The following is a 16,758-nucleotide window of genomic DNA, read 5'->3' on the forward strand; positions in this document are numbered from 1 at the left end:
CAAGGCAGAGGAAGATATGGGGATGGCTCTAGACAGCATCAGCACTGAAGAGTTGGCACAACCCTCCAGCCCGCCCGACGGCGATGTGATCGTGGTCGAAGACCTCTGGCGCACCTATGACATGGGCGCGGAGCAGCAGGTCCATGCGCTGCGCGGCATCAGCGTGCGCATCAAGCACAACGAGTACGTCGCCATCATGGGCCCCTCGGGCTCGGGCAAGTCGACCCTGATGAACCTCATCGGCTGCCTCGATACACCCACCCAGGGAAAGTACTGGCTTAACAGCCAGCTCGTGAGTGAACTCGACGACGACCAACTGGCGCGCATCCGGAACAAGGAAATCGGATTCGTCTTCCAGACATTCAACCTGCTGGCCCGCGCCACCTCGCTCCACAACGTCGAATTGCCGCTGATCTACAACGGCACGCCGACGCAGGAGCGCCTGGAGCGCGCCAAGAAGGCGCTCTCGGACGTAGGCCTCGACGGCCGCATGCACCACAAGCCGAACGAGCTCTCCGGCGGCCAGCGGCAGCGTGTCGCGATCGCCCGCGCGCTCGTCAACAGCCCCTCGATCATCCTGGCCGACGAGCCCACCGGCAACCTCGACTCCAAGACCGGTGTCGAGATCATGGCGCTCTTCGATAGCCTTCATGCCAAGGGCAACACGATCGTGCTCGTCACCCACGAGCCCGACATCGCCGAGTACGCTCATCGCGTCGTCCACATCCGCGACGGCCAGATCTTCTCCGACGAACCCTCCAAGCGCTTCCGCTAAAACGGGCATTAGAGTTTAGGCATTGGGCATCAAATAAGTGGGGAGCAGCCTTCGGGCGCGCTCCCCACTCTGCTTTCGGTAACCGTGAGCCCTAATCCCCACTGCCCGGTCTCACCAACTCCCCTACTTCCTACTCCCTGTCCCTGTTCCCTGTTCCCTGTATTCAAGTTTCCCTCCTGCCCGCCGATGAAACACCTGTTGGCGAGATTGCACGAATTTGAGCCACGGAGGCGAGGCACGTTGAAACCTATGCAGAACGCCGCGCAGTTTCCACCCATGCTTCCCTCCGCTTATCCGGTTCCGGGCCCTGCCTTGGTCGAAACGGAACCGGATCCCGAGGTCTCAGTGGCAGGTGTGAGCGCTCCCTGGCGCAAGCTGCTGCTGCAGGCCGAAATGGCCGCCCCGCACGTTCAGGTGGCCGCAATCGAGGGCGAGAACGGCGTGGGGAAACAGACCCTGGCTCGTTATCTCCTGAGCCGCTCGCCCCTCGCCGGCTCATCCTTCCAGCGCCGCGATGCGCGCGAATGGCTCCTGCGCGACGCTGACCCCTCCGCCCTTGGCGGATTCACTTACCTCGACCGAGTCGATCTGCTCGCGCCTCCGGGCCAGGGACTTCTTCTCAGCGTCCTCAAAGCTCTCCAGGACCGTCCGCACAGCCGCGCCATGATCGTTGCTTCGTCGCAGATATCCCTACGCCAGATGGCCGGGCAGGGCCTGCTCATGCCTGACCTGGCCTTCCGTCTCACCGCGGTCCGTTTCGCCATTCCGCCGCTGCGCACGCGCAAGGAGGACATCCCACCCATCGCGCAGGAGTTGCTCGACCGCATCTGCTCGCGTTATCAGCATCGTCCCGTCGAGTTAGGCCCCGGCGCTTTGGCCCGCCTGCTCCAGCACGCGTGGCCCGGCAATGTGCGCGAGCTCGCCAGCGTGCTTGAGTCCGCACTCCTCGAAGCCATCAACAACGTCATCCGCCCCGGCGACCTGGCCATCCCCACCGATGACGAATTCAGCCATGACTTACAGCCCAACCTGCCTGCCGCTGGAAGCCTGGGCCTCGATGACGTGATTCACCATCATGTGCAATACGTGCTTGATCTGAACCGCGGCAACAAGCTTCGCGCCGCCCGCCAGCTCGGCATCAGCCGCTCCACCCTCTACCGCATCCTCGGCAACGAAACCATCCTCGCGCATTAGGTAGGTCAGGGCTTCAGCCCTGACATCTCAATCACATTCAAGTACGCGCGGGCTTCAGCCCCTGATGCTCACCTTCCCCGCAGCTTCGTCCCGACCCATCCCCGCAGATGCCGCATCTTCTGCCGCCGCTTCTCCACCTGCGACCCGGGATCGAGCTGAACACGGTTCGTAGCGTGGATATCCTTCCACCCCAGCCCCTCCTTCGCCAGCACATGAAACAGATCGTCGGCATTCATCCACTCGCCCGCAATGTCCTCGCCGAACGGTCCCGCCGAGTGCGCCGGAAACGAATACGGCTCCACCCCACCGCCCACGCGAATCGCATGGCTCCTGTACTTCTTCGCCACCGTCTCGCCATCCACCAGTTTGAACGCCGAGTACTCGCCCATCCCCGCCATCAGCGCGAACACCTGGATACTGTGTGCCTCCGCCGAAATAAAGGCCGGCTTCACGGCGTTGCGAAACAGCTCCTTCAGGATCACTTCCTCGTAGTGCTCGATATCGATCTTGATGTAGTACGGCGCGCCGTGCTCCCCAACGATCTGCATCACCGATTTGGCGGGCAGCAGCACCTTCTCGAAATCCCCAATCACCGTCGCATCCGGCTCTGGAAATTGCCCCAGGACATGGTGCCGCTTGTGCAGATAGAAGTAGACCTCGGGACTGCTGCCCTCGGCGGCTACCACGCAGTTCTCCACTTGCAGGCGCCCGTCGCGAATCTCTTCCGAAAATCGCGTCTCGATCTCGCGGCACAGCGACGGGTTCGCCTCTACCGCGACCACCACATCCGCCTTCTTCAGGTAATAGGGAATGTCATCGCCGTTGTTCGCGCCGAAGTCATAGATGATCTTTCTCTGCAACGACTCTGCGGTTTGGTCAGGGCTGCCCAAGGCGATCTATAGAAGTGAATCTCCGTTCGATTGTACTTCGCCCCTCGCCCGCTGCTCTACACTCGACGAGTAAGCCATCTTCACCCGAGGACTGTCCCGTTGCGCCTGATCCACCTCTCTTCTGCCGCTGCCGTCGCCGCCCTGCTGCTCTCCTCTTTTGCCGCCGCGCAGAAGCTCACTCCCGCCGCGCCCAACGACAATGCCTCGGTTGCCGACCGCCGCGCCGCGATGAACGCCCTTTTCCAGCAGTACTGGACCGCCAACCTGGAGCGCAGCCCCGAATTCGCCTCCGCCCTCGGCGACAAGCGCTGGAACGACAAGATCTCCGACTATTCCGTGACTGCGATTAACGCTTGGCTTGAGCAGGAGCAGAACTTCCTCACCAAGCTCGGCGCCATCGACGACGCCGGCTTCACCGACGCCGAGAAGACCAGCCGCGAGCTTCTCCTGCGCGATTTTGCGGACGACATTGAAGCCGCCGACTTCAAAGAGTGGGAGATGCCCGTCGACCAGATGCACGGCATCTACGAGACCTACCCAGGCCTCGCCAATCACCTCAGCTTCAACGAGGTGAAGGACTACGACGACTGGATCGCCCGCCTGAACGCGATTCCCACCGCCTTCGCGCAGGTCACCGAGAACATGTCCATCGGCATCGAAGACCACCGCGTGCCGCCGAAGTATCTGCTCAAGCAGACGCTGGACCAAGTGAAGGAGCTTGCCAATCAGAAGCCTGAAGACTCGCCGCTCGCCTCACCGCTGAAGAAATTCCCCGCCTCCATTGCCGCCAAGGAACAGCAGCGCATCCGCACTGAGACTCTGAACGCAATCTCCAAGCGCGTCCTGCCCGCCTATCAGCGATTCGCACGCTTCCTCGAAGTCAGCTACATTCCCGCCGGCCGCGACGAGCCCGGCATCTCGTCCATACCCGATGGCGCAAAGTACTACCAGTTCCTCATCCACCGCGAGACTACGCTGAACCTCACCGCCAATCAGATCCACCAAATCGGTCTCAACGAAGTGAAGCGTGACGAAACCGAGATGCTGGCGATAGCGCAGAAGCTCGGCTTTAAAGATCTCGCCTCATTCCGCGCCAGCCTCAAAGACAATCCCAAGCTCAAGCCCGCCTCGCCGCAGGCTCTCCTCGATACCTATCAGGGCCACGTCAACGACATGCAGGCCAAGCTTCCCGAGCTCTTCGGCCGCCTGCCCAAGAACAAGCTTGAAGTCGTGCGCATGCCTGAGTACCTGGAGAAGACCGCGCCACCCGCTTACTACGATCCCGGCTCGCCCACAGCAAACCGCCCCGGCCATCTCTGGGTGAACTTCTATAACGTGCCGAGCCGTAGCCTTCTGAATGTGGAAGCAATCTCTTATCACGAAGGCCTGCCCGGCCATCATCTCCAGTTCGCCATTGCACAGGAGCAGGAGGGCGTGCCCGAATTCCGCAAGCACGACGAGTACACCGCCTTCGTCGAAGGCTGGGCCCTCTACTCCGAACGAGTCGGTAAAGACATTGGGTTCTACCAGGATCCTTACTCCGACTTCGGCCGCCTCGATGCCGACATGTGGCGTGCCATCCGTCTCGTGGTCGACACCGGCGTGCATTCGCAACACTGGACGCGCCAGGAGATGGTCGACTACTTCCACGCGCATTCCTCGCTCGACGAGCCCACAGTGCAGTCCGAGGTCGATCGCTACATCGCATGGCCCGGTCAGGCGCTGGCCTACAAAATCGGCCAGATGACCATCCTCGAGTTGCGCGACAAGGCGAAGGCCGAGCTCGGCAGCAAGTTCGATATCCGCGCCTTCCACGATCAGGTTGTCGATTCAGGCGCCATGCCCATGGACATGCTCGTCACTAAAATTGAAGCCTGGATCGCCACGCAGAAATAGACCCGCCGACGCGTTCGAGAAACCCGCTGGTGGCCGTTGGCTGCGTCCAGCGCGTATCCTGTTTTCAGCACCATCATCAAGCGAGACAAGGAAACAAATGGCTGACATCGCCGTTGAGGCCGCTCAAGTCCCCGCGCAAATCCCCAACGTAACCGTCGCCGTGCTCGGCGCCGGAAAGATGGGCGGAATCCTTCTGCAGGCGTTCCTGAAGCAGAACCTCTTTGCGCCCGAGCAGATCTTCGCCACCGTCGGCCACGCCGAGCGCGCACTCGCGCTCAGCACCCAGTGGGGCGTCGACGTGAGCACCGACAACGTCGAAGCCGTGCGCAAAGCCGACCTGATCCTGCTCGGCGTCAAGCCCTTCCAGGTGCCCGATCTGATCGAGCAGATCAAGCCCGCGCTCACGCCCGCCAAGACGCTCGTCTCCTTCGCCGCCAGCGTGAAAACGCGCGCCATTGAAGACGCCGCGGGCATGGAGATCGCCGTAATCCGCGCCATGCCCAATACGCCGTCCGCCCTGGGAGCAGGCGCAGCAGGCCTGTGCCGCGGCCGCTTCGTCAAGCCTGAGCAGATGGAGCTCGCGCAGCGCATCTTCGAAACCGTCGGCCGCACCGTCGTCGTCGACGAGAAGCACATGGATGCGGTCACCGGCCTCTCCGCCTCTGGCCCCGCATACATCTACATCATCATCGAGGCGTTGGCCGAAGCCGGCGTAAAGGTCGGCCTGCCCCGCGACACCGCCACGCAACTCGCCGCGCAAACCGTCTTCGGCGCGGGCAAAATGGTGCTCGAAACCGGCTATCATCCTGCCCTGCTCAAAGACGCCGTCACCACGCCTGCCGGCTGTACCATCGATGGCATCCTCGAACTCGAAGAAGGCGGCCTCCGCGTCACGCTGATCAAAGCTGTGATGCGCGCCACGGAACGCGCCAAGCAGCTGGCAGCAGGGTGACAACGGGCGAACAGCGTGAGGGCCTGGACCGTGAGCCCGCGCCCTCATTACACGACGATCTAGTAGGAACACCTACGCCCAGCAGACCTGCGCGTCCCACCTGGCTCCCCTCTTACATCCCTGAACTCCAGGGACTGCGCGGCATTGCCGTGCTCCTCGTCGTCCTCTACCATTCGCATCCGCGCTTTCAGCGCACGCCGTTTTATTCGGCCTCGCTCTGGGGCTGGACGGGCGTCAACCTCTTTTTCGTCCTCTCCGGATTCCTGATCACTTCAATCCTGCTTGAATCACGCGAGAAGCCGCACTACTTCCGCAATTTTTATGCCCGCCGCGCCCTGCGCATCTGGCCCGTGTATCTGCTCGCCCTCGCCGTCTGCTATCTCAAAGCCGACTGGTTCGTGGGCATGCCGGTTGCGCAGGCCATCCGCACCGCACCGTGGTGGGCTTACCTGCTCTTCATTCAGAACCTGTTTCATCTCGATCTGCCCGCCGGACTCGGCCCCACCTGGTCACTCGCGATCGAAGAGCAGTACTACCTGCTCTGGGCGCCGCTTGTTCGCGTCCTGCGCAAGCCGTGGATGCTCGCCGGCGCGTTGGCCACCGCGCTCATCGCGTCGCCGCTCTTCCGCACAACCCACTTCGTGTGGATCACCAAGACCCACACCCTCACGCATCTCGACGGCATCGCCATGGGCAGCCTGCTCGCGCTCGGCCTCTACACAGTTGCGTGGGGCCGCCGTACCTGGCTCATCCTCGGGCTCTGCGCAATCGTCATCGGCTTCACGCTCGCCGGAACCGTCGCCGGCGGAACCGCTTTCCTCGACTCTGCTCTCACCTGCGGATTCGGCGGCGCAGTTCTCTCGTCCATTGCGGCTACGGGCTTTCGCAACCCGGTCAATGCCCTTCTGAGGCGAGGACCACTTCCCTTCTACGGCCGTATCAGCTACGGCATGTACATGACGCACATCATGGTCTTCATCTACTACGGCTGGTTCGATGCGCGCATGGACGCCTATGGCACCCTCGGCGACCTCGCGGTTGTCGCGTTCCGCCTCGCGGTATGCACCGCCGTAGCCACAATCCTCTGGTACGGCTTCGAGTCCCGTATCCTCAAGCTGAAGCGCTACTTCGAGCGCTGACGGGCTCGAAGAACCCGATCGCCCAGCTTCAACCTCCCGTGACCACAGTCACTCGCGTTTGACTCACCCGCTGTTAGCCTGAACAGTGGTCAAGCCCTGACGGCCCAATCCATCCTTTGAAGCGCGAGGCATTTATCCATGGCGTCTTTTCCCGTTCTCGTCCTGAACAGCGGCTCATCCTCCATCAAGTTCTGCATCTACGACGCAGGCGACGGTCAGCGCGACAAGCTCTTCGAGGGCGCAGTCGATGGCATCGGCACCGACCTCGGCAAGTTCTGGATGAAAGACCGCGACGGCAAAAAGATCGTCGACGAAACGCCCTCGCTGCCCAATCGCGCCGTTGCATTCTCGCTCGTCTCTGACGCGCTTCACTCCGGCAAGTTCCCTGCCCCCGCAGCCATCGGCCACCGCACCGTCTGCGGCGGCCCCGGCATCAGTGAGAACCAGATCATCACTCCCGAACTCGTCGACGAGATCGAGAGCTACGCCGCACTCGCGCCTCTGCACACGCCGATCGCCGTCTACATCATGCGGCAGGCGCTCAAGCTCTTCCCCGGCGTGCCCAACTTCGCCGTGCTCGACACCTACTTTCACCGCACTATGTCCGAGCTCGTGAAAGCCATGCCCATCCCCGCCGAGTTCGTCGCGATGGGCGTGCGCCGCTACGGCTATCACGGCATCTCCTACGAATCGATCATCCATCAGCTCCAGCCCGACGTGCCTCAGAAGCTCATCGTCGCCCACCTCGGCAACGGCGCATCCATCACCGCCATCCGCGACGGAAAATGCGTCGATACATCGATGGGCCTCACCCCCACAGGCGGCATCATCAGCGGCACGCGCACGGGCGACATCGATCCCGGCGTGGTTCTCTTCATGCTCAACAAGATTGCTGAAACCGGCGTGAGCGCCAAGCAAGCCGCCGACAAGCTCGAGACGCTGGTCAGCAAGAAGTCCGGCCTGCTCGGCGTGAGCGAACTCTCCAACGACATGCGCGACCTGCGTGACGCCATCAAAGACGGCAACGCCAAGGCGCGCCTCGCTGTCGACAAGTTCGTGTGGACGCTGCAGAAATGGATCGGCGGCTTCGTCGCTGAACTCGGCGGCCTCGACATGCTCGTTTTCACCGGAGGCATTGGTGAGAACGACATCGCCTCCCGCGCCGAGATCTGCACCGGCCTCGAAGCGCTCGGCATCAAGCTCGATGCAGCACACAACAACGTCCGCGGCGAAGCTACCATCTCCGCGGAAGACTCGCTCGTGACCGTGCGAGTGATCCCGCCGGCTGAAGACCTGATGATTGTGAATCACGTCATGCGCCTGCTTACCGAGCAGCCCGCACCTGCAAAGCTAGAGGCGCAGATCGCGTAGCGCTGCCTGCGCGGCGTTATACCCGCACATGCCGTGGACTCCGCCGCCCGGCGGAGTCGACGCGGAACACAGATACAATCCCTTCGTTCCCGTGCGATACATGCGAATCCCCGGCCGGAACAGCACCTGCTTCATGTGGAACGCCCCCGCATTAATGTCGCCGCCGCTCAGGTTCGCGTCCATGCTCTCGAGTTCCGCAGGCCCTGACACCCGCCGCGCCAGCACGCAATCGCGGAACCCCGGTGCAAACCGCTCAATCTGATCTTCCATTGCCTGGGTGCGATCGACCTTCGACCCATTCGGCACGTGGCAATACGCCCACGCGGTGTGCTTGCCGGCAGGCGCGCGCGTCTCGTCGTACAGCGAGGGCTGGGTCAGCAGCACATAGGGCCGCTCCGCAATCCGTCCCTTCCACACTTCGTACTCGGAATGCGCAATCTCCGCATACGTGCCTCCCAGGTGCACCGTCATCGCTCGCCGGCAATCAGCGGCCTTCCACGGAATCGGCTCTGACAGCGCATAGTCAATCTTGAACGCCCCCGGCCCGTACTCAAATCGCTCCAGCGTGCGCCGATAAATTGGACTCAGCCGCGGCCCTGCGATCTTCAGCAACTGATGCGCCGTCACATCGCACATCGTCACCGCATCCCGCGTATCAATCTCGTCAAGCGAATCAATGCGTCTGCCGGTATGCACCACTCCGCCCAGTTGCTCCAGCCTCCGGATCAATGCATTCGGAATCGCCTGCGCTCCGCCCTTCGCCACCGGCCACCCAACCGCCGGCGCGCTCGCTCCAAACATCATCCCTACTGCGGCGCTCATCAACTGATCGAACGACAGCAGCGAGTGCCCTACTATTCCGCCCAGCAGCGCCTTCGCGCGATCCGTCTTGAATCGCCCTGCCAGCGCATCCGCTGACTGCACCGCATGCAATCCAAACCGCGCCATCAAAAACGGGTGCTTCGGCACATGCAGCGGCGGCCGCAACACGTCTTCTGCGAAATCCCACCACCGCTCCGCCGCGGGCCGCATCAGATCAACCCATGCCTTCCCATCGGCGCCCAGCTCCCACTCCTGCGCCTCGAGCGTGTCCTCAAGAAACACCGCGGAGCCATCATCCAGCGGATGCGCGACGCAAGCCTCGCCATGCACCCATTCGAGCCCCAGTTCTGCCGCCGGCAAGGTATTGAAAAAAGGCGAGCCCACGCCCAGCGGATACACCGCCGAACCAAAGTCATTCCTGAAGCCCGGCAGCGTCAGCTCCATGGTGCGCGCCGCGCCGCCCGGCTGCTGCTCCGCCTCGAACACCTCCACCTGCAGCCCCGCTGCGGCGAGCACCACCGCTGCCGACAACCCGTTCGGTCCCGCACCAATCACATTGGCTCGCATCATCTCTCCCAGGCGGGTCTAGTCGTGCCGCGGCAACGCATCCGGAGGCGCCGAAATCTCGAACTGCCCATCCGGCGTGCGCTCGATAGCCGGAGCATACAGCCCCAGCATCGTGCGCCGCCACCAGTTGCCCGTCTTTCGCTTCTCTTCGATGCTCGTAAACCAGTACTGCCACAGCACCGCACGCACAAATCGCGGAGCCTTGCCATTAAACGGATCGCTGCGAAACAGCCCCACCACGTCGCGATCGTTCATTAAAAGCTTCTCTTCGGTGGAGGGCACGAACTCGTTCTGCTGCCAGTTGCCGAGCGATGCGAACCACAAATTCCAGTCGAACCGCGGCTGATAGGGCGCATAAATCCGCGGAGCCTCATTCAAGAGCTGCGGTTTGTGCGTAAACAGATACGGCTGCCAGTTCTCACCATCCTCCGACCCCTGAAACTCAATCTCGTACCGGCCGCGCGTCATCACCGCAAACAGCCCATATTGATTCGCGATGCGGAATGGCTCGAGCAGCGTAACCGGCTTCATCGGCAACACGCTCACGCCGATCATGCCCAGCATCTCCGCCGTCGTAGCATATCCAATCCACAGCAGGACGACCCCCGATAGCACCACTCCCGCCGCATGCAATCCCTGCCGAACGCGTGTGCCCCGTCTAAGGTCTGCTTGGGCGGGAGAACTCTCTCTCCACCACAAATCCCTGAAGCGAACCGGCAAAACTCGTCTCAGGTAAACGTCATCCAGCAGCAGAAACCCAAGCGCCAGCACGATGTAATTCAGGAACGCATAATTCCCCGTGAGAATCACTCCGATCTCCCACGGCGTCACAATCAAAAAGCAGATCAACCGCACCCGCCGCGGAAAGAACAGCATCCACACCAGCACAAACTCCAGCAACAGAGTGCCCACCACGCTTGCCGCATGAAACCAGTGCGGCAAGTGCTGCACATACCAACCGATCCATGTGGGCAGCGGGCTGTTCTGGTAGTACTCATCCATCGCGGTGAAGTTGCGCCACTGCGGATCGCCGCTCAGCTCCTTCACAATCCCCGACTCGAAATAGATCCGGAACCACTCCCAGCGCAGCAGCCACAAGCTGATCTGCGACGACGGCCGCTCCGCCGCGAGCCCCGGCCACAACCCCGGCGGCGCAAAAAACAGCGAGATGAATCCCGCCTCCAGCAGCATGCCGTCCGACTGATAACTCGAGAAATCCCCGGCCGAAGTCACAAAGGACAGAAAGCAGATCCAGCACACGAAGAGATTCGCGCGCGGCCACACGTTGCAGAACGCCAGCAACGACGCGGCAATCCCGAGCCACGTCACCGTCATCACGGCCGCCGAGCTCGACGAGAACCAGAACAGCGTCGGCGCATGCCACCACGCCGTGCGCCCGTAGTACTGCGCAATCGCGCGCAGATACACGCCCGCCGGCTCAATCCCCTCCGGCCCGATCAATCCTTTGATTTGGAACAGCAGCGAGAAGAATGCGGAGAAGTAAATCAGCGCCAGCGCCCGCACCCAGATCCAGCGCGCCGCAAAGCCATTGCGCGCGCCCATCTGAGGATCGAACCACCGCCGCAGGGTGGAGATCGCTTTCTCCATGGTCATTGGAGGCCCGCCACAAATGCCCGGTTGCACTTCCCGGCGCGGGCTACCCACTCTGCCTCGTGCGCACAGATCGCGTCGGCTGCGCGTTGAATCGATCGCTGCTTGAAGAGGAAGTGGGTATACGAGGAGGGTGGGGGGGGTCAGGTGTGGCTATGGAGTACTTGACGAGGAGGATGCCGCTGAGCAGGGGGGTGATCGGGAGGGCGGTGCGAGGGTGTGAATGGGGCCGGTGGTCAGGTGATCAGGTGGTCCGGCTCGTCTTTGGGCAGGCACCTGCGGCGCCATTCTTGCATGGGAGGGGAATGGGGATTTGGGCAGGGATTTCCTGTCGTGCGTTTGGGCGTGGGGTGAAGCGGCGATTCATGGGCTGGGTGATGGTCCTCTTTTCGCGAGCTGGCGGCACCGGCGGCGCGGCCAAACTGCGCCTGCGGCGCGGTTCTTGCCTCACCGGGGGGTGGGGGGTACGTCTCTTTCTTCTTACAAGTGCAGCAAGTCAGCGCGCTGCGCGCGAGCGAGCCAGCGAGTCAGCGGGTGTGTGCCTGGGGGGGAAGGGGTGTCTTCTTCCAGGGAGTGAGGGGCACCTGATCGATTGGTTTGCCCGCGAGGATCCGCTCGAGCATGACTTGGACGTGGCTGGTCAAGTCATCCTTTGAGGAGGGCGCCTTCGGTGCTGGTTTGGGCTTTTGCGGTTGTAAGTTGTTGATTGCGCTAGAGGGCGCCGGCACCTGCGGTGCGGCCACTGCGGCTTCGCCGACCTTCCTGCCCGGGATGCCATTGGTACTCAGCGGGGAGGGGGTGGGGGTACTCGCCACCTTCTTCGCGTGTTCGGCCTTTTGGGCGCGGGCTTCTTTGTCGGCTTGGAGGCGGGCGCGGCGGGAGGTGATGGCGACCTGGGCGGCATAGAGCAATTTGGTAGCGTGAGAGGGGTCGATGGCGCCGATGGCGAGTCCCTGGGCGACGCAGGCTATGAAGGCGTCGACGTTGTCAGGGGTGGAGAGCCACGGGAGGGCCTTGCGGTAGGCTTTGCCGGCGTAGTCGCGCTCCCAGACACCGGGGTCGATAGGGTCCTTGCAGTTTTTGCGAGTGAGGGCTTCGCGCCAGGCGTTGACGCAGCGCTGGACGGCGGAGTTGACGGTGATCTCGTCGGGTGAAGACATAGGAATTTCCTTTGAAAGCGGATTTTTGGGCAAAAGAAAATGCCCGCCGGATTGGTGTCCGGCGGGCACTGTTTTTGCTCCTATTAATAGGCTAGCAAATTGGAACAGTAATCGGCAATTAGTTTTCCACATTTTGGAGTGAGTAGATTCATCGGGTTAGGCCTGTTTTCCACAGGAAGGGGGCTTGACAACGATTTGGCACGGGCACGTTCGGCGGGATGAGATGCCTAACTTCCGAATGGGCGACAATAGGCCCAGAATTCAAGTTTGGCTAATTTCGAGCCGATCAGAATTCAGAAACCGACTTCGCTGGAACACTTTATCGGCGTTCAGTGTCTATAGGTTTACATGCGATGTCTAGTCAAGAAGTCTTCGGTGCTTGTTGTTGTAATGCTATGTGCGAGTGCGTGCATTCTTGCTCAGAAAAGGGACAAGGGATCGCCAGGATCGCCATGGTTCTCCCTGAGAATCTCCGATTATCGACATGATTGGCGTGGCCCTGGTATGTACAGGATAGAAATCGGCCTGACAAACATATCGAAGGAACCACGTCACTCCGACGGGTGCGCTGTGCTCCGGGGTCTGTACACAGCCAAGGTTGTATACAACGGTGTCCCGATCGAGGAACGCAACGGGGCAGACCGGCGTCAGCGTGAAGCCGAGATGAGGCGTGCATATTGCAAGCTCGACCTTCCTGGCAAAATCCCGCCGGGCTACACATCGTATGACTATCTTTTGGTCGGCGGACGTTACGACATGTCTAAACCTGGCAAATACGAAATCACGATTGCGCGGGAAACTGACCCCGACCACCCTGGTCAAAGCGTAACCGTCACGTCGAACACGCTCGCCATTCTGGTTCCAGATCCGACAGCAACAACTCCAAATTAGTTCCGAACGATGCTGTTCGCGAGTCACCGCCAAACTGAAGTAACGCGAAGAGCAACTGCGGATCCCTCAGCCCGCTGAGAAGACGCGCGACCTTTCGGGATGACACTTCTGTAAGGGAACGAGCTTGTTTGCAGGGCTCAGGACCGGGCTGGCATTCCACCCGGACTCCCAAATGCGAGAGACCGGGGGAACTCAGCGTTAGAGTTTGTCGGCGTCGATGACTGCCTGGGCGAAGGCCTGCGGGGCTTCCTGGGGAAGGTTGTGTCCGATGCCGCCGGTGATGTTGCGGTGTTCGTACTTGCCCGAGAACCGTTTTGCGTAGGAAGCAGGAGCGGGATGGGGAGCACCGTTGGCATCGCCTTCGATGGTGATGGTCGGCACGGTGATCTGCGGGGCTTGCGCCAGCTGCTTCTCGTAGGCGTCGTACTTCGGCTCCCCTTCCGCGAGGCCTAGCCGCCAGCGGTAATTGTGGACGACGATGGCAACGTGATCGGGATTGTCGAAGGCGGCTGCGCTTCGCGCGAAGGTTGCGTCATCGAAGTTCCATTTCGGCGAGGCGAGCTGCCAGATGAGCCTGGCGAAATCGCGGCGATATTTGTCGTATCCGGCACGGCCGCGATCTGTGGCGAAGTAGAACTGATACCACCATTGCAGCTCGGCGCTGGGAGGCAGAGGGGCCTTGCCGGCTTCCTGGCTGCCAATGAGGTAGCCGCTCACGGAGACCAGGGCTTTGGTTCTCTGAGGCCAGAGAGCGGCAACGATGTCGGCGGTGCGGGCGCCCCAATCGAAGCCCGCGAGGATGGCTTTGTCCAGCTTGAGAGCGTCCATGAAGGCGACGGTGTCGAGAGCAAGAGCCGACGGCTGGCCGTTGCGCATTGTCTGGTCCGAGAGGAAACGCGTGCTGCCGTATCCGCGCAGGAAGGGGACAAAGACGCGGTATCCACGGGATGCCAGAATCGGTGCGACATCGACGAAGCTGTAGATGTCATAGGGCCAGCCGTGCAACAGGATCACTGGGACTCCGTCGCTCGGGCCCTGTTCCGCGTAGCCGATGCTGAGCAAGCCCGCGTCGATCTGCTTGATGGGGCCGAAGGATGCAACAGACGCAGTGGAATTGGCGTTTGCGGTGTGAGGCAGCGCGTGGCCCAGGAGGGTGGCTCCAGCAGAGAACCCTGCGAGTTCGAGAAGTTGGCGGCGCGAGAACATGTTATTGGAATCCAAAGGTGTCTCCTTGCGTGTGGGGGAAAGGATCGTTTCGCAAACGCACGTTGCGATGTGCGGCCTCAATTAGCCGCTCCGAGTCATTACTTCTACTGGAATAGGAGATGCGTGGGCTGCGCGCGAGGCGCGTCATTTTCCGAATAGAACCCGCGTGCGGCCAAGCGCGGCTTCGCGCCGAGGCTGGGTTGGGGTTCGCAGTTTCCCAGGTCTCGAAAGGCGAAGACATGGGGCACTCTTTTTCGTGCTGGAACGATCAGGCGGCTGGGTTGCTCGAAGTCACCACTGGACGCCGGGATAGAGGCTGGCCCAGCGATTGACGTGGTACTGCGATGCGCCGGGGGTTGCGGCCTGCCAGATTACATTGAGCGAGTTGGGATCGAGCTCCTGCACGATGCCGCCGTTGTGGGTGGAGGCGAAGGCGGCTTCGAAGTCGCCGTTGGCAAGGAGCTCGGCGTTGCCTCCGAAGTAGCTGAAGTCGGCAGGACCGGGCTGATAGTGATGGACGAGGGTTGCGGTCATGGCGCGCTCGTCGACATCGATCACTGGAATGGTGGAATAGCAGGTGGGGGGCGGGGTTCCGGCAAGGGGATTACAGAGGACCTGTCCGGAGGGATAGAAGCGGTCGTTGCCGTTGTCCATGAGGACGAGTCGGAAGACGCCGGTGGTGTTGGAGCTGGCGTAGTTCATGCCGTGCTGGGCGTAGAACCAGTCAGTGGGATCAGTGCCGTTGATGAGCTTGAAGTCGCCGTCTTTGCCGAGATGCCAGAGGACTTTTCCGGAGCCGAGGCCGTCGAGGAATTCGATTTTGATGATCCAGTTCTGGTGGCGCATGGAGAGCAGCAGGTTATGGTCGTCGGCCGAGTAGAGCATGTTGTTGGAATGCGTCCAGTCGGGGAAGTTCATGGGGTGGCGATTGATGTCGAGGTGATCGAAGGAGCTCCAGACCCAGTCAGGGTTGCCGTCGGGGTCGACGTCGACGATGGCGTCGCCTAGAACCGCGGTGGGACCGGAAGCGCCGGGGAGATTGCTGAAGACTTTTGCGTAATCGGCGAGGATGACCAGGTGACCGTTGGGAAGCGGAACCACGTCATGATGGAAGCCTCTGAAGTTGTAGGGCGCGCCGCCGGCGTCGTGAAGGGATGTGGACGCGGCGAGTTTGGTGTTGAGGTCTGCCACTTTGACGGAACGGATGGTGTTGCCGGCGAGGTCGACCTCGCGGACCTCGTTAATGAGGCTGCTCTCGTTGTGGGGATTGGTGGACGAGAGGAATGAGATGAGCATGAGCAGGTTGCCGTTGGGCAACAGCTGGACGCCCTGGAGGATGTCGCTGGGGCTGTGCTTGTAGGCGTAGGTCCAGATGACATTGCCGCTGAGATCGGTGGCGAAGGCCTGGGAGTCGGTCATCGGCAAGACCGTGTTCCAGAGCTCGATGCCCGGCTGGGGAGTGCCGGAAGCGGTGACCTGGACGGGAGAGGTGGGCGGCGGAGTGCCGGTGGTGCAGGTCTGGTCGGCATCCGTGAATACGGCTCCGTTGCTGAGGAAGGCGGTGCCGCGTATGTGATAGCGGGTGTTGCCGAGCATGCCGGCCACCCAGAGCTGGACCTGTCCACCATTGGCGGAGGGGGTGGGACGCCGCCAGGTGTTGCGGCCATAGCCCGAGGTGGGGCCGAAATCAACCTGAACATTGCCGGGAGCGGGCAGGTAGACCGTGTACTGGGCGACCTGGGGATTGCCAGTGGTGTCAGGGCAGGCGATGGTGCCGGGCTGGATGACGGACACCACGGCGGTGGCGTAGTCCTGGGCGGGATTGGAACTGAGGGCGGCGGTGACGGTGACGTTTTCGCTCTGGACGATGGAGGGGGGTGCGGTGTAGTTGCCGGACTGGTCGATTGCGCCGCCGCCGGAGACGGACCACTGGATGGCTCCGCCGTTGGTGGCGCTGGCGGAGAAGCGGACGGTCTGACCGGGAGCGATGGCAGCAACCTGCGGCGTGATGGTGACAGTTCCGTTGCCTCCGGGATTAGGTGGTGGGCCTGAAGGAGGCTGAGGGCCGGATCCGGGGGCGGCAAGCTGGAGGTTGCTGCAGCCAGCGAGGAGCGCGGAGAAGGCGAGGGGCAGGAGAAGACGCAGGAAGACGCTGGATCGATCAAGTGCGGGGGAAGAGACCATCGATACCCTTGACGGAATTCAAGCAACAAGGTTACGCGGGCACCTGCGGTGCGGCCAACTGCGGCTTCGCCGCCGAGGCTGGGCGGGGTTCGTAGTCTCC

Annotated in this window: 13 protein-coding genes; 7 read left to right on the forward strand and 6 right to left on the reverse strand. The window is 61.9% G+C overall.

Features of this window, described 5'->3' with window-relative positions; all coding sequences use genetic code 11:
* Positions 1-22 precede the first annotated feature (22 nt).
* Positions 23-775, forward strand: coding sequence for an ABC transporter ATP-binding protein (locus tag MOP44_RS26555; protein ID WP_313901037.1), 753 nt, complete (start codon positions 23-25; stop codon positions 773-775).
* A 249-nt stretch (positions 776-1,024) separates the two neighbouring features.
* Positions 1,025-1,969: a helix-turn-helix domain-containing protein gene (locus tag MOP44_RS26560; RefSeq protein WP_260796712.1), complete on the forward strand. Its 945-nt coding sequence runs from the start codon at positions 1,025-1,027 to the stop codon at positions 1,967-1,969.
* Between the two features lie 68 nt (positions 1,970-2,037).
* Here MOP44_RS26560 and MOP44_RS26565 read toward each other — a convergent pair whose 3' ends face one another.
* Complete coding sequence (locus MOP44_RS26565) at positions 2,038-2,829, reverse strand: FkbM family methyltransferase (RefSeq protein ID WP_260793596.1); 792 nt, start codon at positions 2,827-2,829, stop codon at positions 2,038-2,040.
* Positions 2,830-2,958: 129 nt separating this feature from the next.
* Between MOP44_RS26565 and MOP44_RS26570 the strand changes: the two genes are divergently transcribed.
* The 4 genes from MOP44_RS26570 (at position 2,959) to MOP44_RS26585 (ending at position 8,217) form a co-directional block, all read left to right on the forward strand.
* Positions 2,959-4,755, forward strand: a complete 1,797-nt coding sequence (locus tag MOP44_RS26570; RefSeq protein WP_260793597.1) for a DUF885 domain-containing protein — start codon at positions 2,959-2,961, stop codon at positions 4,753-4,755.
* A 97-nt stretch (positions 4,756-4,852) separates the two neighbouring features.
* Positions 4,853-5,707: a pyrroline-5-carboxylate reductase gene (gene proC, locus MOP44_RS26575; protein WP_260793598.1), complete on the forward strand. Its 855-nt coding sequence runs from the start codon at positions 4,853-4,855 to the stop codon at positions 5,705-5,707.
* Positions 5,704-6,846, forward strand: coding sequence for an acyltransferase family protein (locus MOP44_RS26580; RefSeq protein ID WP_260793599.1), 1,143 nt, complete (start codon positions 5,704-5,706; stop codon positions 6,844-6,846). Before proC ends, MOP44_RS26580 begins: the two co-directional genes overlap by 4 nt.
* 138 nt (positions 6,847-6,984) lie before the next feature.
* The gene (locus MOP44_RS26585) at positions 6,985-8,217 is read left to right on the forward strand and encodes an acetate/propionate family kinase (protein ID WP_260793600.1); all 1,233 of its coding nucleotides are present in this window, start codon (positions 6,985-6,987) and stop codon (positions 8,215-8,217) included.
* On the opposite strand, the gene MOP44_RS26590 is transcribed toward MOP44_RS26585, so the two are convergent.
* The 3 genes from MOP44_RS26590 to MOP44_RS26600 form a co-directional block, all read right to left on the reverse strand.
* A complete protein-coding gene (locus tag MOP44_RS26590) occupies positions 8,197-9,609 on the reverse strand; it encodes a phytoene desaturase family protein (RefSeq protein WP_260793601.1) in 1,413 nt (470 codons plus the stop codon). The genes MOP44_RS26585 and MOP44_RS26590 overlap by 21 nt on opposite strands.
* Positions 9,610-9,624: 15 nt before the next feature.
* Positions 9,625-11,220 (reverse strand): lipase maturation factor family protein, encoded by a 1,596-nt coding sequence (locus MOP44_RS26595; protein ID WP_260793602.1) that lies wholly within the window; start codon positions 11,218-11,220, stop codon positions 9,625-9,627.
* A 524-nt stretch (positions 11,221-11,744) separates the two neighbouring features.
* The gene (locus tag MOP44_RS26600) at positions 11,745-12,377 is read right to left on the reverse strand and encodes a hypothetical protein (protein WP_260793603.1); all 633 of its coding nucleotides are present in this window, start codon (positions 12,375-12,377) and stop codon (positions 11,745-11,747) included.
* Between the two features lie 663 nt (positions 12,378-13,040).
* Here MOP44_RS26600 and MOP44_RS26605 point away from each other — a divergent pair.
* A complete protein-coding gene (locus tag MOP44_RS26605) occupies positions 13,041-13,268 on the forward strand; it encodes a hypothetical protein (protein ID WP_260793604.1) in 228 nt (75 codons plus the stop codon).
* A 198-nt stretch (positions 13,269-13,466) separates the two neighbouring features.
* On the opposite strand, the gene MOP44_RS26610 is transcribed toward MOP44_RS26605, so the two are convergent.
* A complete protein-coding gene (locus tag MOP44_RS26610) occupies positions 13,467-14,489 on the reverse strand; it encodes an alpha/beta fold hydrolase (protein ID WP_260793605.1) in 1,023 nt (340 codons plus the stop codon).
* A gap of 276 nt (positions 14,490-14,765) precedes the next feature.
* Positions 14,766-16,658: an aryl-sulfate sulfotransferase gene (locus tag MOP44_RS26615; RefSeq protein WP_260793606.1), complete on the reverse strand. Its 1,893-nt coding sequence runs from the start codon at positions 16,656-16,658 to the stop codon at positions 14,766-14,768.
* Positions 16,659-16,758 lie beyond the last annotated feature (100 nt).

It is taken from the genome of Occallatibacter riparius (assembly GCF_025264625.1).
Lineage (GTDB): Bacteria > Acidobacteriota > Terriglobia > Terriglobales > Acidobacteriaceae > Telmatobacter > Telmatobacter riparius.